Origin of the sequence: Nocardia sp. NPDC127526 (genome assembly GCF_042672265.1) — a bacterium.
Taxonomy (GTDB): Bacteria; Actinomycetota; Actinomycetes; order Mycobacteriales; family Mycobacteriaceae; genus Nocardia.
Genome location: NZ_JBHXVO010000014.1, coordinates 19,112 through 36,058 on the forward strand (window position 1 = coordinate 19,112; position 16,947 = coordinate 36,058).

Consider the following 16,947-nt stretch of genomic DNA (forward strand, 5'->3'; position numbering starts at 1 on the left):
TCGCACGGATTGCTGTGAGCGGCGTCACCGATGAACAGTGAGTGTCGGCAGGTCGACGGGAGCCCCACCGGCGATGAGCTTTTCGAGTGCGGCGAGGTCGAGATGGGCCGCCATGAGGTCGGCCAGCAGGTCCAGCTGCCTGGTGCGCTCGTCTGCAACCGAAACGTCTTCTGCCCCAATGAAATCCGCGCGACCAGCCGCAACGGCGACCGCGCGCAGCCAGGCTCGGCGGAATTCGTCGGATTCCAGCGCGCCGTGCAGGTGCGTGCCCCAGATCGCCCCGCGCACACTGCCTTCGGGGATTCCGTCGAGCTCGAGCCAGGGCTCGTCGCCGCTGAACCGCACCCGGCCGTGGTGAATCTCATAGCCGCGCACCGGGATTTCCCCGCTGTGACCGGCGGAACGGCGCAGCACCTTGGGATCGGCGAACTCGATCTCGAGATCCAGCAGGCCCAGTCCCGGAACCTCGCCGGCCCCGGACTCGACGTCGTCGGCGATGACCCGGCCGAGCATCTGATAGCCGCCGCAGATGCCGAGGATCGGGCCGCCGGCCGCCGCGCGCTCGGTGAGCGCCGCGGCAAGGCCCGTGCGGCGCAACCACTCGAGATCGCTGACGGTGGCCTTGCTGCCCGGCAGCACCACGAGATCGGCCCCGGCCAGCCGGGAGGGATCGTCCACCCAGCGAACCGCGACGCCGGGCTCACAGGCCAGGGCCTCGACATCGGTGGAGTTCGAGATCCGTGGGAGCCGGATGGCCGCGACCGTCAGCCAGGTCCCGCCCAGCGGCGGCCGGGGTCGCCCGACCGGCGCGTCGGCGACGGTGCCGAGCGAGTCCTCGGCGTCGATCCACAGGTCCTCGGCGAAGGGAAGCACCCCGAGGGTGGGCCGCCCGGTGAGCTCGGTGAGCTGATCGATGCCGGGCCGCAGCAGCTCCACGTCACCGCGGAACTTGTTGACGATGAATCCGGAAATCAACTGCTGGTCTTCGGGTTCCAGGATGGCCACGGTCCCGAACAGATGCGCCAGCACTCCCCCGCGATCGATATCGCCGACGAGCACCACGGGCAGCGCCGCCGCCCGCGCCAGCCCCATGTTCGCCAGATCCGTTGCGCGCAGGTTGATCTCGGCGGGCGAACCCGCGCCCTCACAGATCACCACATCGAATTCCGCCCGCAGCGAAGCCAATTCCGCGGCCACGAGGGCCCGCAGCTCGGTCCGATGCCGAAAGTAGTCCTTGGCCCCGACGGTGTCGATCGCCTTGCCCCGCACCACCAGCTGCGAGCGCCGATCACTGCCCGGCTTCAACAGCACCGGATTGAACCGCACGCTCGGCTCCAGCCCGCACGCCCGCGCCTGCAACGCCTGAGCACGCCCGATCTCCCCGCCGTCCAGGGTGACGACGGAGTTGTTGGACATGTTCTGCGCCTTGAACGGCGCGACCCGCACGCCCTGCCGCGCCAGCATCCGGCAAAGCCCGGCCACAACAACGCTTTTGCCCGCGTCAGAGGTAGTACCGGCAACCAGCAGCGCGCCCTTCACACGCACTGCCCTCCGTCAAGGCGGCGCAGTCCTCCGTCAACACCACGCAGCCCTCCTTCAGTGGGGCGCAGCCCTCGGTCATCCCGGCGTGCTTGTGGCCGGGATCCACCGCGAGATTCCGGCCAAGAGCACGCCGGAATGACAGGGCAAGAGTTCCGCGCCGGGATAGTGAGGAGACGGTTCCGCGCCGGGATGGCGAGGAGACGGTTCCGCGCCGGAATGACGAGGCGCCCGCCGAGGCGCCCGCTCACGGCAGGGTGAGGATTTCCGCGCCGTCGTCGGTGACCACCAGCGTGTGCTCGAACTGCGCGGTCCACTTGCGGTCCTTGGTGACCACGGTCCAGCCGTCGTTCCAGATCTCGTAGTCGATGCCGCCCAGGTTGATCATGGGCTCGATGGTGAAGGTCATGCCGGGCTCGATGACGGCGTCCACGGCCGGCTGGTCGTAGTGCAGGATGACCAGGCCGCTGTGGAAGGTGGGTCCGACGCCGTGGCCGGTGAAGTCGCGCACCACGCCGTAGCCGAACCGGTTGGCGTAGGACTCGATGACGCGGCCGATGACATTGAGCGCGCGGCCCGGCCGCACCGCCTTGATGGCGCGCATGGTGGCTTCCTCGGTGCGCTCGACCAGCAGCCGCACCTCCTCGTCCACGTCACCGGCGAGGAAGGTCTTGTTGGTGTCGCCGTGCACGCCGTCGATGAACGCGGTCACGTCGATGTTCACGATGTCGCCGTCCTCGATCACCGTCGAGTCCGGGATGCCGTGGCAGATGACCTCGTTCAGCGAGGTGCAGCAGGACTTGGGAAAACCCTTGTAGCCCAGCGTCGACGGGTACGCCCCGTGATCGATCATGTACTCGTGCGCGATCCGGTCCAGCTCATCGGTGGTCACACCGGGCGCGACCGCCTTGCCGGCCTCCTCCAGGGCCTGCGCCGCGATCTTGCCGGCAATGCGCATCTTCTCGATGGTCTCCGGGGTCTGCACCCAGGGCTCGTGTCCTTCGTTGGCCGTCTTCTTCCAGACGTATTCGGGCCGCTCGATGGATTTCGGCACCTCACGGATGGGCGACTGGGTGCCGGGAACGAGGGGTTTGCGGGTGCGCACAGACATGGATCAAGACTATCCGCCCGGCCGGAGTGCCTCGCCGCATGCGTCCACTTGTTCCGCCCGACCCGGTGCCGCCGGGTTCAGGGCCCGGCGGGCGGTGCGAGTTCGGTCAGCTCCCGGATCAGCGCCGCCAGGGTCCACTCCCGCCAGCGCCGCGGCGACCAGCCGCGCGCGCCGACGAGCAGGGTGTAGTTCTCCGGGCCGAGCAGCGCCAGCATGATGTCGGCGGCCTCGGCGACGGTGAGCCCGTCGCGCAGTGGTGTTTTCGCGGCCAGTGCGGCGGCGAAGGTGTGCTGCACGGTGGCGCGCTGCTCGATATTGGTGGTCCAGATGCCGGCCAGTTCCGTATCGGTGGCGGCGGCTCCGCGCACCACTTCGAGCAGCGGCGCGGCGCGTTGCAGGATCTCGGCCGCGCCCTCGACCTGTGCGCGCAGCTGGGCGATCGGGTCCGGGTCGGCCAGTGCGTCGGTCGTCCACGATCGCTCGAGGGTGGGCACCGGTTCGTCGTCACCGGCAATGGCCTGATCGAGCGCGGCGGTGAGCAGGGCCCGCTTGTTGCCGAGGGAGTAGTAGACGGTCTGCTCGCCCACCCCGGCTCGCGCGGCGACGGCCGCGATGCTGGTCACGGCGTAGCCGTCGGAGACGAACAGCTCGGTGGCCGCCCGCACGATCCGGGTCCTGGTCGCGCGGGCCCGCGCTTTGCGGCCGTCTTCTTTCACCATGCCGACTTACTGTAGTGCCACTACTAAAACTTTGCCAACACTCTTGACTGTAGCGGCACTACTAAAACATTCTTGTAGCGTGACTACGAAAACAAGAGCGGCGCTCCTGCTGCTCACCTCGGTCGAATTGCTCGTCTTCCTGGAAGGGTCCGTGGTGAACGTGGCCCTACCGGCCATGACCACCGCGCTCGGGCTGACCCCGGCGGGCGCCGCGTGGGTGGTCAACGCGTATCTGCTCACCTTCGGCGGCCTGCAATTGGTCGCGGGGCGCATGGCCGACCTGTTCGGGCGGCGACGCGTCTTCCAGATCGGCCTGGCGCTGTTCACCGCCGCGTCTCTGGCGGCGGCGTTCGCGCCGAATGCCGGATGGCTGATCGCGGCGCGCGCGGTGCAGGGCATGGGCGGCGCGATCGTCATTCCCGCCCAGCTGGCCCTGCTGTCGGCGATCTTCACCGAACCCGCCGCGTACCGAAAGGCTTTCGCGGTGTGGAGCGCCATGGGTGCGGCCGGCGCGGCCATCGGCGTCTCGCTGGGCGGGGTGCTCACCGAATGGTTCGGCTGGCCCGCGATCTTCCTGATCAATGTGCCGGTCGGACTGCTGGTCCTGATCGCGAGCGCACGCCTGCTGCCCGGTGACGAGCTCGCCTCGCGTGATGCCGGAAGACTCGATCCGGCAGGCGCTTTCAGCGCCACGGCCGGATTGCTGGCGCTGGTCTACCTGGCCTCGGAGCTGCCGGGCCGCGGTATCGACGCGGTCACCCTCGCCGCCGCGGCGCTGACCTTCGCCTGCGCCCTCGTCTTCGTGCGCAATCAGCGACGCAGTGCCGCGCCCGTGGTGCCCAACGCGCTGTTGCGCCTGCGGGCCGTGCATGCCGGGTCCGCGGCGAATTTCATTCTCGGAGCGGCCCATGTGCCCGCGTTCGTGCTGATCACGATCATGCTCCAGGAGCACTTCCACTACTCGGCCATCGCCGCCGGGTTCGCGGTGTTGCCCATCGCGCTGCTGAATCTCGTTGTCGCCCGCACGATCGTGCCCAAGGCCATGGAACGCTACGGCGCGCGCCTCGTCCTGGCGGCCGGAATGGCATTGCAGGCCATCGGTTTGGCAGGTTACGCGCTGTTCCTGACACCGGGCGCGGGATATCTGACCGTGGTGTTGCCGGTGAGCCTGGTCTTCGCCGTCGGCTTGCCCCCGGTGTTCGTGGGCGCGACCGCGCCGGTGCTGCGCGCGGCGGCGGACGCCGACAAGGGCGCGGCCTCCGGTGTGGTGAATACCGTTCAGCGCCTGGGCGCTTCGCTCGGCTTGACCGCCGCGCTCATCGTCGCCGCGAGCATAGGCGGTACCACCGGCCTGCGAATCGACTTCGCCGCGGCAGCACTGCTGGCAGCCCTCGGCGTCGTGGTGGCACTCGCCTGGTACTCCCCCGACCGCACCCGCGAACTGGTCGGAGCCCGATCGACAATGGAGAACGCACGACCGATTCCCGGAGCGGACGAGGCGGCATGAGCAGCGCGAAAGGAATCGTGATTCTCGGCGGGTACGGCACGGTCGGCCGCGAGGCCGCCACCCGCCGACCCGGGATCGGGCGATTGATGCGCGGCCGCGCGGTCGAAGCCGCGCTCGCGCGGGTGCATGTGGGTTCGGATCGATTCGCGCTGAAGGTCGAATCCGACGTCGCCGGTGCGTGGTTCACCGGCCGCAGGCAGAGCCGGGCGACCGGGCTGGTGGCGGCGCTGCTGGCCGAGCGGGTGCATCGGTTCCCGCCCGGCGTCCGCCATATCGAGCAGCTGGTCGAGCCCGTCGAGTTCCTCGCCGAGCTGCACCGGTACGGCTTCACCGCCGGTTCCGATACCGGGAATACTTCCGGACCATGGTCCGTTTAGCCTGTTGGTTGATCCGGAAACAAATCGGATATCGATACAGGAAGCGGGGCTCGAGCCGTGGAATTGGGACTGACGACATTCGCCGAGACGCACCCGGTCGGCGGCAACGGCCCGGTGCCGACCGCGGGCGAACGACTGCGCCAGGTGGTCGAGGAGGCCGTGGCCACCGAACAGGCCGGGCTCGATGTGTACGGCGTGGGCGAACATCACCGCAAGGACTTCGCCGCCTCCTCGCCGGCCATGGTGCTCGCGACCATCGCGGGCCGCACCGAGCGCATTCAGCTGACGAGCGCGGTGACCGTGCTCAGCTCCGCCGACCCGGTCCGCGCCTACCAGGACTTCGCCACTCTCGACGGGTTGTCCAACGGCCGCGCCGAGCTCATGGCCGGGCGGGGGTCGTTCATCGAATCCTTCCCGCTGTTCGGCTACGACCTGTCCGATTACGACGAGCTGTTCGAGGAGAAGCTGGCCCTGCTGCTGAAGCTCCGCGAGGACGAGCCGGTCACCTGGTCGGGCAAGTTCCGCGCACCCCTCAACGACGTGGTGGTCTATCCGCGCACCGAGAACCGTCCGCTCCCGGTGTGGATCGCCGTGGGCGGCAGCCCCGAATCCGTGGTTCGCGCAGGCCTTTTGGGGCTGCCCCTGGCCATCGCGATCATCGGCGGTCAACCGGCCCGCTTCAAGCCCCTGGTCGACCTCTACCATCGCGCCCTCGACGAGGGCGGCTACGAACCGCAGCCGGTCGCGGTCCACGCCCACGGCTATGTGGCCGAAACCGACGAGCAAGCGGTCTCGGACTTCTACGCCCCCTACGCCCGCGCCATGTCCGGCATCGGCCGCGAGCGCGGCTGGGGCCCGATGACCCCGGAACAGTTCTCCGCCCTGCGTTCCCAGAGCGGTTCCCTGTTCGTCGGCACCCCCGACTACGTCGCGAGCAAGATCGCCGACATTCGCGACACCCTCGGCCTGGACCGCTTCATGCTGCACACCAGCGTGGGCACCCTCGAGCACGAGAAGGTCCTGCGCAATATCGAGTTGCTCGGCGCGAAGGTGGCTCCGCAGGTCCGCTGATGATCAGCGCAGGGCGGCACGGCCTTTCAGGCGGCCGAGCACGATCAGCGCGACGAGCGTCACCAGGACGAGCAGGGTGGTGCTGGCCGCGGCGTCGAAGACCTCGCCGCGGTCGGTGGCCGCGAAGATGGTGACGGGCAAGGTCTTCCAGCTCGCGGGGTAGACCATGATGGTCGCGCCGAGTTCACCCATGGACAGGGCGATGGCCAAGCCCGCGGCCGCGCCCAGTGCGGGGAGCAAGAGCGGCAGGGTGATTCGGAAGAGCACCCGGGCCGGGCCCGCGCCCAGGGATTCCGCCGCCTGCTGATAGCCGGGGTCCAGCCGGTCCAGCGCCGCCGAGACGCCGCTGAAGGCGTAGGCCAGGACGAGAACCGTATGCGCCAGGATGACAATCCATTTGGTGCCGCCGAGCAGCAGTGGCCGCTCGTTGAAGGCGATGAGCACGCCCAGCCCGATTGCCACCGACGGCACCGCCACGGGCACGTGGAAGACGGCATCGGTCGTGCTGCGCAACCATTTCGGGGCTTCCCGGGCGGCGAGCGCGGCCCAGGTACCCAGGACGAGGGCGATGCCGCCCGCCAGCAGCGCGGTCTGCAAGCTGACCGAAAGGCTGGCGGCCTGCTCACCGGAGAGCGCCTCGCCGAAGTTGGCGAATCCGAGATCCGAAGGCAGCGGCCCGGTCCAGCTCCCGGCCAGCGCGGCGGCCACCACGGTCGCGATGGGCGCCACGAACACGACCGTGACGACCACGGCGAACACCGCGAGCACGGCGAGGCGACCGCGACGAGTCCAGACCAGCATGGTCAGCTCTCCTTCCGGTTTCCGGTCAAGCGGGCGAAGATCACGCGATAGCCGATGTACAGGCTCAGCGAGAGCAGCACCTGGACGGTGGCCAGCACGGCCGCGCCGGGCAGGTCGAAGGTGACGATGCCGCGGGTATAGATGAGCGCGGGCAAGGTGATCACGCCCTTGGCCCCGGTGAACAGCACAATGCCGAACTCGTTGAGGGTCAACAGGAGTACGAGACTCCCGCCCGCCGCGAGCGCGGGCCACGCCTCGGGCATGACCACCTGCCGCAGCACCCGCCACGGCGAAGCGCCGAGACTCGAAGCCACATCGAGCTGTTCCCGCGGCAGCTGCGCGAACGCCGCAAGCAGCGGCCGCACCACGAACGGCGTGAAGAAGGTGATCTCGGCGAGAATGACACCCCACGGCGTGCTGAGAAAGTTCAACGCCGGTTCCGTGCTGCCTGTGATCTCCCCGATGAGCGCATTCACCGCGCCCGCCGTTCCGTAGAGAAACGTGAATGCCAGCGTCACCAGGAACGACGGCAGCGTGAGCACGGTGTCGATGAGCCTCCCCACCACCTGCGACCCCGGAAACGGAATGAACGCCAGCACGATCGCGAGAAAGGTGCCCAGCACCAGGCAGCCGATGGTCGACGACACCGCGATGGACACCGTGCGCCACAAGGCATTCCGGAACAACTCCTCCCCCAGCACACTCGTCCAGGTCCCGGTGCCCGGCGCGCCGTCCTTGGTCCGCGTGGACTCCAGCAGCACGCGCCCGATCGGGTAGACCGCGATGAGCAGGACCACCAGCACCGGCGGCAGCGTCCACAGGATCGGCTTCCAACCGCGAACGGGCGGATGCGATTCCGGCGCCGCCGGCGCGGCCGGAGATTCGAGCAGAGCGGTCACGGCCGATCCCCCTCACGGATCGCCGTGCCACTCCGGCCCGCATCCCGCGCACTGCTCGCCGCGGCGCACCCACCCGCACCTCGAGCGCAGGCTATTGCGGCGCTCATGCGCGCACCTCGGGATCCGTTGTTGCGGATTCGGTTCCGATTCCCGGCGGGATCAGCACGCCTGCGGGGTCGGCGAACTGCACACCCACGTGGTCACCGGCGGTGAGCGGGGTGTGGCCGGGGACGTCTGCGGTGAACTCGACCGGGATTCCGGCGACTTCCAGGTGCAGGCGCGTTGAGGCGCCCTTCCACACGCTCGTGATCACGGTGCCGCGCAGCGCATCTCGCTCGGTGAGCGGCACGATTCGCACGGTATGCGGGCGCACGCACAGGTGGGCTTCGGCATTGGGCGCCCAGTCGGGCCTGCCCACTCCGGCGGACGGCGCTTCCGCCCGCAGGGTGTGTTCGCCCACGGTGACCAGCGCGGCGGTGCCGGAGACGTGCTTCACCTCGCACGGCAGCAGATTCGCGCCGCCCAGGAATGAGGCGGTGAAGTCGGTGGAGGGCTGCTGCCACAGGTTGTGCGCGGTGTCGATGTCGACCAGCCGGGCGTCGCGCATGACGGCGATCCGGTCCGCGAGCGCCAGCGCCTCGGACTGATCGTGGGTCACGTACATCATCGCCGTGTCCGGCAATGCCTTTCGCAGCTGCTGCAATTCCCCCAGCATGTTCTGCCGCAGCTGGGCGTCCAGTGCGGCGAGGGGTTCGTCGAGCAGCAGCACCTTGGGGCGGATGGCCAGCGCGCGGGCGATGGCGACGCGCTGCTGTTGACCGCCGGAGAGTTCACGCGGCAGCCGGGTGGCGTAGGCGCCCATGCCGACCATGTCGAGGGCCTCGGTCACCCGATCGCCGATCTCGTTGCGCGGCACGCGATGTGCCTTGAGGCCGAAGGCCACATTGTCGTGCACCCGCATGTGCGGGAACAGGGCGTAGGACTGCACCACCACTCCGATCCCGCGTTTGGAGGGCGACAGGCCGGTGACGTCACGGCCGGCGAGCCGCACCGTGCCCGAGGTGGGCCGGATGAATCCGGCCAGGGCCTTGAGCGCGGTGGACTTGCCGGAGCCGCTGGGTCCGAGCAGGGCAACCGTTTCCCCCGCGGCGACGCGCAGGTTGAAATCGGCCAGTGCGACAGTGGTTTTGCGGCCGCGGCCGTAGGTGACGCCGACCCGGTCGAACACGATGGCCGGTTCGGCGGCGGCTGTGGCGGTGGCCGAGGTTGTCGTCAACGCGGAGGACATGGTTGCTGCTCCTGGTTTCGATTACTGCCCGGTGGCCTTCTGATAGGCCGCGAGATCGGCGTCGAGATCGCTGAGCACCTGGTTCCAATCCGGGTGCACGACCGTGACGTTCTTGATGAGCGAGGCCGGGGTCGGGCCCGCGCCGGTGGCGGTGACCTCACCGAGATCGGTGCGCACGGACACGGCATTGGCGTCCGCCAGCGTCTTCTGCACCTCGGCCGACAGCAGGAACTCCATGAGCTGCTTGCCCTCGGCGGAGTGCGGGGCGCCCTTGGCCAGGCCCATCAGGTAGGGCACGGCGACGGTGGACTGCTTGCCGTCGGCGGCGGCCGGGAAGAAGACGGTGAACTTGGACCCCTTCTCCTTGATGGTGGCCAGGTTCATCTGCACATCGCCGTTGGCGATGAGGATCTCGCCCTTGTCGACCTTGGCCTGCAGCTTGCCGGTGGAGGAGGACGGGCCGACATTGTTGGCCTGCAACTTGGTCAGGTAGTCCAGCGCGCCCTGCTTGCCGTAGAGCTGCTGCAGCAGGATGAGCACGGCGGTGCCGTCACCGGCCTGGCCGGGGGTGGAGTACTGCAGCTTGCCCTTGTAGTCCGGCTTCAGCAGGTCGTCCCAGGTGAGCTTGGCCGCATCGACCGAGGGGTTGGCGATGAAGCACAGGTAGTTGCCCGCCAGGGTGACCCACTTGCCGGCGGCGTCCTTGTCGGCGGCCGCGAAGGCGGCGGTGTCCACGCCGCTGGACTGCAGCAGCCCGGACTTGTCGGCCTTCTGCATGAACGGCGGCAGGGTGACGATCACGTCGGCCTGCGGGTTGGACTGTTCCTTCTCGACGCGGTTGACGACCTCACCGGAACCGGCTTCCACGAGGTCGACCGCAATGCCGGTCTGCTCCTTGAACTTCGCGAACTGGGTCTTGTACCACTCGCCGACGCCGTCGGCGGAGTAGACGGTGACCTTCTTGCCGTCGGCGGAGTCGGCGCCGGTGCCGCCGCAGGCGGTGAGGCTCAGGGCGACAGCGGTGGCGGAGGTGAGGATCAGGGCGGTGCGGGCGAGGGTGCGTGCGAGGCGGTTGTTCGTATTACGCACGGTGACTGCAACTTTCGGTTCGTGGGGTAGGTCTGCTCGGAGGGACTCGGGGGTGTTCCGCCGCCCCGGCGGGGCGGCGGAAGTCTCAGGCGCGTTCGGCCAGCAGGAGTTGCGCGAACTCGGTGACGGAGGCGACCACGTGGGTGGCCCCGGCGGCGCGCAGCTGCTGCTCGTCGTGCGCGCCGGTGAGCGTGCCCGCGACAATGCGCGCGCCCGCGGCCAGGCCGGTGCCGATATCGCTGCTGGTATCGCCCAGTACCGCAACGCGATCCACGGCATCGATGCCCAGCCGCAGCACGGCGGTCAGCACCATGTCCGGGTAGGGGCGCCCGCGCCCGGCCTCCGACGGGGCGAGGGTGAGATCGGCGATCTCGTTCCAGCCCAGCGCGTTCAGCAGCTTGTCCTGGGTGGCGCGGCTGAATCCGGTGGTCAGCGCCACCTTGATCCCGGCCGCCCGCAGCGCCGAAATGGCCTCCTCCGCACCGGGAATCGGCGTGACCCCGGCATCGGCGAACTCGGCGTAGGCGGCTTCGAAGGCTTCGTTGGCCCGCTGCGCCTTGTCCTCGTCACCGAGCAACGCCCGGAAGACGACGATCTTGGACTGCCCCATGGTGTCGATGACGTACTGCCGCGCGGCCTCGCGCTCCGGTCCGGTGGCCGGAATTCCGGCGCTGGTGGCGGCCTGCTCGAAGGCCCGGATCACCAGCCCGTCGTCGAGGACGGTGGTGCCGGCCATATCGAGGACGGCGAGATCGATCTGCTTGTCGGTCAAGGTTTTTCCTTTACAGCTCGAGCAGGTCGGCGGTCTCTTCGCCGAGCGCGGGTCCGAGGGTCATGCCGCGGCCGCCCGGGCCGGTGATCACCCAGACGTTGTCGGCGGCCTGTGCGCGGGTGACGATGGCGCCCGGATCGATGGACTGGCTGTACACGCCCGCCCAGCGGCGCACCACCTGCGGCAGCTTGCGGCCCAGCAGTTCCTCGGCCACGGCGGTGAGGTGCTCGTAGGGGGCCTCGTCGACATCGAAGGTGAACGGCTCGTCGTATTCGTGGGTGTCGCCGATGGTGAGCCCGCCGTGCAGGCGCTGCACGCACAGCAGCTGCATCTTGTGCTGGGCGGCCGTGAACGGCTGGGCCTCTTCACGATTCAGGCGATCCAGCTCCGGCCCCTGGAAGCCGGGGTAGTAGCGGAAGCTGTCGCCGTCGGCCACCGCGGTGGTGAGCGGTTCGCCCAGCGGCGCGGTCTGCATCATCTGCAGCCGGACGCGGCGTACCGGCAGATCACCGGCGAGCTCGCGGGTCAGACCGGAGTGCGCCGCGCCCGGGCAGACCAGGACGAGATCGCCCTCGTGGCGGCGGCCGCGGTCGTCGACCACGGTGGTGCCGGTGACGGCGCGGGCCTCGGTGCCGGCGAAGAAGGTGTAGCGGCCGGTGGCCTCCATGTAGTGCCGCAGCGCGGGCAGCGCCTGCCGGGACTCCACGGCCGCATCGGTCGAGCAGTGCAGTCCGGCAAGGAATTTGCCGCGCAGCGCCGGGTTGACCGCGCGCACCTGATCCGGATCGAGCAGCTCGAACCCGCGCTGCGCCGCCGAGGCGTGCGCGGCGGCCGCCTCGGCCACGGCGAGTTCGGCCTCGGTGCGCACCAGGGTGATCGAGCCCGCGGGCCGGAAGCCCACGCCCGGCACCTTGCCGCCGATCTCCTCCCACAGCTGCCGGGACTTCAGCGTGATGCCGAGTTCGTTCGCACTGCGTCCGGACACCCACACCAGGCCGAAATTGCGAACGGTGGCGCCGCGCGCCTCGACCTCCCGCTCCAGGTGAACCACGTCGTGACCGCGTCCGATCGCGGCCAGGGCGTGGGCCGTGCCGAGAATGCCGCCTCCAATGATGACCAATCGCATGCGCCCATGGTGGCGAATGGTCTAGACCTAGGAGTGTTTCGTACGCAAACGCTAGGTTAACAATTGGTATAGACCAATTCCGGGTACGCTGGGGCCCATGCTTTCCGCAGAATCGGCCCGCATGCCCAAGTCCTATCGCGTGCGCGCGGAACTGGAATCGCTGCTGAGCACACTGAACGAGGGCGATCCGCTGCCGTCGGAACGCGAGCTGGCGCTGCGCTGCGGCGTGGCCCGCGAAACGGTTCGCCAGGCGGTGCGAGAACTCTTGGTGGAGGGCAGGATTCGCCGCCAGGGCCGGGGCACGGTGGTGTCGCGGCCCAAGATGGTGCAACCGCTGTCGCTGCGCTCCTACACCGAGGGGGCGCTGAAATACGGCCGCACGCCCGGCCGCCTGCTGGTCGATTGGACCGATATCCCCGCCGATCCCGATACCGCCGCCGTCCTGGACATCGAGCCCGGCGCGCCGGTCATGCACCTGGAGCGCATCCTGCTCGCGGACGGGGAGCGCATCGGCCTGGAGAGCACGTATATGCCGCTGCCCCGCTTCGCCGGCCTGCGCGCGGCCTACGATCCGGCCACCTCGCTCTACGCGGCCGTGCGCGCGACCGGCGTCGTGTACGCCCGGGCCACCGAGCGCATCGAAACGGTGCTGGCCTCGCCCCGCGAGGCGACGCTGCTGGAATGCACCACCGCCCTGCCGATGCTGCTGCTGCACCGCCGCAGCGTCGATGTCGACGGCGTCCCGGTGGAGCGCGTCCGCTCGCTCTATCGCGGCGATCGCATTGCGTTCCAAGCGAACCTGCACGACTGACCATCGGGTTCCGCTGCGCCATACTGGGTAGTGTCGATTTACCCGGAGCGAGGGGGTACACGATGCCGGATACACGAGAGACCTGGCGCAACAAGACATTCGGAGCGATCGGGGCCGGCGTCTACGACGCCGTGGTCGAGCGGGAGCAGCTGGCCCGGCCCGCCGGCCGCGTGCTCTGGGGCACCGACGTCGGACTCTTCTACAGCAGCATGGATTTCCTGGGCGAGCTGCCCGACGGCACCGCGGTCCTCGACGTTCCCTGCGGCGGCGGGGTGGCGCTGCGCGCCGTGCGTCCCGGCCAGCGCCTGGACTACGTCGCCGCCGACATCTCCCCCGCCATGCTGGACCGCACCCGGGCCCGCGCCACCCATCTGGGCCTGACCGGCATCGGCTGCACCGAGGCCGATATCGAGGCGCTTCCCTTCGCCGACAACACTTTCGACTTCTGCATCAGCTACAACGGGCTGCACTGCCTGCCCGATCCGGCCGCCGCCATCCGGGAGATGGCCCGCTGCCTGAAGCCGGGAGCCCGCCTGATCGGCACCGCCATCATCCGGGGCGCCGGTTCGCGCTCCGAACTGTTTCAGCTGACCATGCGCACGTCGGGAGTCTTCGGTCCCAGCGGCACCGCGGCCGATTTCGAGAGCTGGATGACCGCGGCGGGCCTGCGCCCCGACCGCCTCGACCGCTCCGGCGCGCTGCTGCACTTCACCGCCACGAAGCAACCGTGAACCGGGCCGGGAACCAGCCGGGCCCGCACCGCAGACCGGTCCGGGACGGCTGCCCGTCCCGGACCGCTACAGCGCACCTACGGAATCAGAAGCATCCCAAGGAAGCTGTTGACCATATGGACGATCGTGCCGAGAAAATGCGGGATCATCGCGCCCTCCTTCCCACTGCTAGTTGAAATACCGACAGGTCCGTACTGATTAACATCCAGAAATGGATTAGCAGTTATTCGTGGCCGCTCGCCGGATGGATGGCGCCCGCACACACGGCAGTTGGGCTGGTACCTGTGGCGGTACCAGCCCAACTGTTCTCCGGGAGGGATCGGTGCCGGAGTTCAGAGGCCCGCGGTGGCCGCTAGCAGCGGGCGGGCGTGGGAGTGGTCGGTGGCTTCGATCAGTCCGGCCGCCAGCAGGTAGGCGGCGGCCATGCGCAGGGCCGAGTCCTGCAGTGCCGTGAGGGTTTCGGTCAGCTGGGTTCCCTTGTCCTCGAAACCGCGCCGCAGCTGGTGGGCGGAATCGAAGTCGCCGAAGCCGGAGAGCGTGCGCAGCCGGGCCGAGCGGTCGATATGGGAGTCCAGGCAGTCGGCGAACCGCAGGAAGTTCGCGGCGCACTTGCGGGCCGCGGGAACCTCCATGCGGAAGGCGCCGGTACTCGCCTGCCGGTAGAGCTCATGGGCTGTGGTTTCCCCCGCTGTCACGACCGGACTCCGTCCTCGAATGTGAAAAGCCGATTGACGACCGCAATTTCGCGAATGAGAAGAATGTGAGATTCGAGGCGGGCGTGCCGCGCCAGTCGACCACGCGGCACGCCGGGCGGGGCGCCCCGTTGCGCCCGCCGTCTTGGGCGGGCGACGTCTCACGGTTCGAGCGAGCTACTGGTCCGATAGCGCCACTCGGTTGACGTCACCGATGACGACAATGGTTCCGTGGCAATGCATCAATTGTGTCAATGCATTTGGAATCATTGTTCTGGTAAACGGCGGCGGCCACCGGCCACGTCGATTACGAGATCAGTGTAACCGTCAACCAGTTCGGCCAGATGGTACCAGTGTTTATGGGTGTTATCACTAGCGGCGCCTTCATGATCTATCACCTGATTGGCCTCCACCCAGCTCCTGGCCATACGGTCCACCACCGCCCCAAGGCTTTCCGTGTGCAGCGCGGCGCCATTGCGATGCTGTGGCAGTTCCTGATCCACCCAATCGTTGATATCGTCAACGAGTTCGTCGCGGCGGCAATCGATCTCGGTGATCAACATGGGGTCGCGCACCTGTGCCCGCCGCTCGTGCAGCTCGGCGAGAGCATGTGCCGACCGGAGCAGGACTCGATCTTGAAATCGACGGCCCTGGAAGGCACAGAGCAATTGCGGGGCAGTCGGCAGCGCGCCGGCAATCGACATGGTCATCGCGACTCCCCAAAAGCACCCGACAACATCACTAATCGCACCAACATGATTGGTCTCCGGATTCAGCTATACCGCTCATCGGATCGGTTGTTCACGAATAGGCTAGCTGGATCATGCTCTTACAAATGCAAGAACGCAAGAATGCGTTCTAGGTAGTGCGCAAGGCGAAAGGGTTGTCATGGCAGGCAAGCGCACCGTGCTTACCGTCCGTTTGCGCCGCCTCGCGGCGATGCTGCACGAGATGCGCGAGGACGCCCATCTCAGCAAAGAGGTGGTCAGCGCCAAAACCGGCATCAATGTCACCACGCTGTACCGCATCGAAACCGCTCAGGCCAGGCCACAGCGGCGCACCCTGACCGCCATGCTCGATCTCTACGGCATCGGCGAGCCGCAGCGTTCAGATGCCTTGCAGTTGCTGGTGGACGCGCTCAAACCCGGTATGGCCAGGTCCTTCGAGGACGCCGTCTCCGAGGTCTACGGCGCGTACATCAACTTCGAGGCGGAGGCGCTCTCGGCGCGCTTCTTCCAGTCCACCTACGTCCCCGGCCTCTTACAGACCGAGGCGTACGCGAACGCGGTCTACGAGACCACCATGCCCAAGATCTCCGAACAGGTTCGGGAACAACGGGTCCGGGCCCGCCAGGAACGCGCCCGCGTGCTCACCAAGGACAAGTCCGACCCCTTGGAGCTGTGGGTGGTGCTGGACGAGGCGGTCATTCGCCGGCTCGTGGGCGGCCCGGAGGTCATGCGGGAACAGTTCGACCAGTTGCTGTTCCACACCGAGAAGCGCAATGTGATCCTGCAGATCCTGCCCTTCGACGCCGGCGCCCACCCGGGCATGCTCGGCTCGTTCACCTTGCTGGACTTCCCGGATCCGGCCGATCCGGAGCTGGTCTACGTGGAGGGCATCGCCAGCGACGAGCTCATCGAGGGTCATCCGGAGGTGCGCCGCTACGGCGTCATGTTCGATCAGCTGCGCGCCATGGCGCTGAGCCCCCGCGATTCCATGGCCATGATCTCCCAGGCCATCGTCGATCTCGGAAGTTGATCTCACACAACCCGATTTGATCTTCCACCCACCCTAGGTGGGCAATCCCTCACTCCCGGGGCGGGGACGGGCAGCACTGTGGTTGCTGTCGGTCGAACTCGGTGGTTGCGACAGTGGATACATCCCGAACAGCACCACATAGTCGCACTTCCGAGAGGATGATATCGATGTGCAAGACGGCCGAATCGCCCGCCATCACACTCGTTCCGATGCGGGCGAGCGGGGAGCCCGTTGCCCTCTCCGCGGAGTCCGCCCTCCACTCGGATCCCGCCGCCGTCGCGGTGACCGCCGCCGACTGCGAGCTGACCTACGCCGAGCTGGATCGCTGGTCCAACCGGCTGGCCCGCATGCTGCTCGCCCTCGGGGCCCGCCCCGGCGCCCGGATCGTGATCGCCGACGTGCCCAAGCTGGAGGCGATCGTGTCCCGGCTGGCCATCACCAAGACCGGTGCGACCCCGGTCCCCTTCACCACCGAAACCACTTCCGCGCGCGCCGATTTCGGTATCACCACGAAGGAGGGCCGCGATCGGATCACCGACCCGGCCCGCTGGCTGGTGCTGGACGACCGCTCCACACTGGTGCAGTACCTGACCGGCTCCGATGAACCGATCACCGACGCGGAACTGTATCTGGCGAGGAAGGCCTCCTAACCCGCC

General features: G+C 68.3%; 18 protein-coding genes. 7 read left to right on the forward strand and 11 right to left on the reverse strand.

The window, feature by feature from the left end; translation table 11 throughout:
• Nucleotides 1-24: 24 nt before the first annotated feature.
• The 3 genes from ACFVIV_RS22270 to ACFVIV_RS22280 all read right to left on the reverse strand — a co-directional run bounded on the left by ACFVIV_RS22270 (nucleotide 25) and on the right by ACFVIV_RS22280 (nucleotide 3,369).
• Entirely contained in the window at nucleotides 25-1,539 is a 1,515-nt protein-coding gene (locus tag ACFVIV_RS22270) for a cobyric acid synthase (protein WP_379199401.1), read from the reverse strand.
• A gap of 247 nt (nucleotides 1,540-1,786) precedes the next feature.
• Nucleotides 1,787-2,650 (reverse strand): type I methionyl aminopeptidase, encoded by an 864-nt coding sequence (map, locus tag ACFVIV_RS22275; RefSeq protein ID WP_379199200.1) that lies wholly within the window; start codon nucleotides 2,648-2,650, stop codon nucleotides 1,787-1,789.
• A gap of 77 nt (nucleotides 2,651-2,727) precedes the next feature.
• On the reverse strand, nucleotides 2,728-3,369 hold the full coding sequence (locus ACFVIV_RS22280) for a TetR/AcrR family transcriptional regulator (protein WP_379199202.1): 642 nt from the start codon (nucleotides 3,367-3,369) through the stop codon (nucleotides 2,728-2,730).
• A 79-nt stretch (nucleotides 3,370-3,448) separates the two neighbouring features.
• Between ACFVIV_RS22280 and ACFVIV_RS22285 the strand changes: the two genes are divergently transcribed.
• From ACFVIV_RS22285 to ACFVIV_RS22295, 3 genes are read left to right on the forward strand one after another with little or no spacing between them, the layout of a single operon-like run.
• A complete protein-coding gene (locus ACFVIV_RS22285; protein ID WP_379199203.1) occupies nucleotides 3,449-4,876 on the forward strand; it encodes an MFS transporter in 1,428 nt (475 codons plus the stop codon).
• The gene (locus tag ACFVIV_RS22290) at nucleotides 4,873-5,253 is read left to right on the forward strand and encodes a hypothetical protein (RefSeq protein WP_379199205.1); all 381 of its coding nucleotides are present in this window, start codon (nucleotides 4,873-4,875) and stop codon (nucleotides 5,251-5,253) included. The genes ACFVIV_RS22285 and ACFVIV_RS22290 overlap by 4 nt, the downstream gene beginning before the upstream one ends.
• Nucleotides 5,254-5,310: 57 nt before the next feature.
• Complete coding sequence (locus ACFVIV_RS22295; RefSeq protein ID WP_379199207.1) at nucleotides 5,311-6,324, forward strand: LLM class flavin-dependent oxidoreductase; 1,014 nt, start codon at nucleotides 5,311-5,313, stop codon at nucleotides 6,322-6,324.
• Between the two features lie 3 nt (nucleotides 6,325-6,327).
• Here the strand turns inward: ACFVIV_RS22295 and ACFVIV_RS22300 are convergent, their stop codons facing one another.
• From ACFVIV_RS22300 to ACFVIV_RS22325, 6 genes are all read right to left on the reverse strand, one after another.
• Nucleotides 6,328-7,125, reverse strand: coding sequence for an ABC transporter permease (locus ACFVIV_RS22300; protein WP_379199209.1), 798 nt, complete (start codon nucleotides 7,123-7,125; stop codon nucleotides 6,328-6,330).
• A 2-nt stretch (nucleotides 7,126-7,127) separates the two neighbouring features.
• Nucleotides 7,128-8,024, reverse strand: coding sequence for a 2-aminoethylphosphonate ABC transporter permease subunit (locus ACFVIV_RS22305; RefSeq protein WP_379199211.1), 897 nt, complete (start codon nucleotides 8,022-8,024; stop codon nucleotides 7,128-7,130).
• Nucleotides 8,025-8,127: 103 nt separating this feature from the next.
• Nucleotides 8,128-9,312 (reverse strand): ABC transporter ATP-binding protein, encoded by a 1,185-nt coding sequence (locus ACFVIV_RS22310; RefSeq protein ID WP_379199213.1) that lies wholly within the window; start codon nucleotides 9,310-9,312, stop codon nucleotides 8,128-8,130.
• Between the two features lie 21 nt (nucleotides 9,313-9,333).
• Nucleotides 9,334-10,401 carry a 2-aminoethylphosphonate ABC transporter substrate-binding protein gene (locus ACFVIV_RS22315; protein WP_379199215.1) on the reverse strand — a complete coding sequence of 356 codons (1,068 nt, stop codon included), beginning with the start codon at nucleotides 10,399-10,401 and terminating at the stop codon, nucleotides 9,334-9,336.
• 85 nt (nucleotides 10,402-10,486) lie between these two features.
• Nucleotides 10,487-11,173: a phosphonatase-like hydrolase gene (locus ACFVIV_RS22320; protein ID WP_379199217.1), complete on the reverse strand. Its 687-nt coding sequence runs from the start codon at nucleotides 11,171-11,173 to the stop codon at nucleotides 10,487-10,489.
• A 10-nt stretch (nucleotides 11,174-11,183) separates the two neighbouring features.
• Nucleotides 11,184-12,299 (reverse strand): TIGR03364 family FAD-dependent oxidoreductase, encoded by a 1,116-nt coding sequence (locus ACFVIV_RS22325; RefSeq protein ID WP_379199219.1) that lies wholly within the window; start codon nucleotides 12,297-12,299, stop codon nucleotides 11,184-11,186.
• 97 nt (nucleotides 12,300-12,396) lie between these two features.
• On the opposite strand from ACFVIV_RS22325, the gene ACFVIV_RS22330 reads away from it, so the two are divergent.
• Both ACFVIV_RS22330 and ACFVIV_RS22335 read left to right on the forward strand, forming a co-directional pair.
• Nucleotides 12,397-13,110 (forward strand): GntR family transcriptional regulator, encoded by a 714-nt coding sequence (locus ACFVIV_RS22330; protein ID WP_379199221.1) that lies wholly within the window; start codon nucleotides 12,397-12,399, stop codon nucleotides 13,108-13,110.
• A 62-nt stretch (nucleotides 13,111-13,172) separates the two neighbouring features.
• A complete protein-coding gene (locus tag ACFVIV_RS22335; RefSeq protein ID WP_379199223.1) occupies nucleotides 13,173-13,841 on the forward strand; it encodes a class I SAM-dependent methyltransferase in 669 nt (222 codons plus the stop codon).
• Between the two features lie 332 nt (nucleotides 13,842-14,173).
• Here the strand turns inward: ACFVIV_RS22335 and ACFVIV_RS22340 are convergent, their stop codons facing one another.
• Together ACFVIV_RS22340 and ACFVIV_RS22345 are read right to left on the reverse strand one after the other, a co-directional pair.
• The gene (locus ACFVIV_RS22340) at nucleotides 14,174-14,536 is read right to left on the reverse strand and encodes a hypothetical protein (protein WP_379199225.1); all 363 of its coding nucleotides are present in this window, start codon (nucleotides 14,534-14,536) and stop codon (nucleotides 14,174-14,176) included.
• Nucleotides 14,537-14,799: 263 nt separating this feature from the next.
• Nucleotides 14,800-15,159 (reverse strand): DUF4254 domain-containing protein, encoded by a 360-nt coding sequence (locus tag ACFVIV_RS22345; RefSeq protein WP_379199402.1) that lies wholly within the window; start codon nucleotides 15,157-15,159, stop codon nucleotides 14,800-14,802.
• 262 nt (nucleotides 15,160-15,421) lie between these two features.
• On the opposite strand from ACFVIV_RS22345, the gene ACFVIV_RS22350 reads away from it, so the two are divergent.
• Entirely contained in the window at nucleotides 15,422-16,291 is an 870-nt protein-coding gene (locus ACFVIV_RS22350; protein WP_379199227.1) for a helix-turn-helix domain-containing protein, read from the forward strand.
• Between the two features lie 167 nt (nucleotides 16,292-16,458).
• Nucleotides 16,459-16,941 (forward strand): AMP-binding protein, encoded by a 483-nt coding sequence (locus ACFVIV_RS22355; protein WP_379199229.1) that lies wholly within the window; start codon nucleotides 16,459-16,461, stop codon nucleotides 16,939-16,941.
• The last annotated feature ends 6 nt before the right edge of the window (nucleotides 16,942-16,947 follow it).

Coding starts and splice junctions, on each gene's coding strand:
- map (WP_379199200.1), bottom strand. CDS start 2,650: ATGTCTGTGCGCACCCGCAAACCCCTCGTTCCCGGCACCCAGTCGCCC.
- ACFVIV_RS22280 (WP_379199202.1), bottom strand. CDS start 3,369: ATGGTGAAAGAAGACGGCCGCAAAGCGCGGGCCCGCGCGACCAGGACC.
- ACFVIV_RS22290 (WP_379199205.1), top strand. CDS start 4,873: ATGAGCAGCGCGAAAGGAATCGTGATTCTCGGCGGGTACGGCACGGTC.
- ACFVIV_RS22300 (WP_379199209.1), bottom strand. CDS start 7,125: ATGCTGGTCTGGACTCGTCGCGGTCGCCTCGCCGTGCTCGCGGTGTTC.
- ACFVIV_RS22310 (WP_379199213.1), bottom strand. CDS start 9,312: ATGTCCTCCGCGTTGACGACAACCTCGGCCACCGCCACAGCCGCCGCC.
- ACFVIV_RS22325 (WP_379199219.1), bottom strand. CDS start 12,299: ATGCGATTGGTCATCATTGGAGGCGGCATTCTCGGCACGGCCCACGCC.
- ACFVIV_RS22330 (WP_379199221.1), top strand. CDS start 12,397: ATGCTTTCCGCAGAATCGGCCCGCATGCCCAAGTCCTATCGCGTGCGC.
- ACFVIV_RS22335 (WP_379199223.1), top strand. CDS start 13,173: ATGCCGGATACACGAGAGACCTGGCGCAACAAGACATTCGGAGCGATC.
- ACFVIV_RS22350 (WP_379199227.1), top strand. CDS start 15,422: ATGGCAGGCAAGCGCACCGTGCTTACCGTCCGTTTGCGCCGCCTCGCG.
- ACFVIV_RS22355 (WP_379199229.1), top strand. CDS start 16,459: ATGTGCAAGACGGCCGAATCGCCCGCCATCACACTCGTTCCGATGCGG.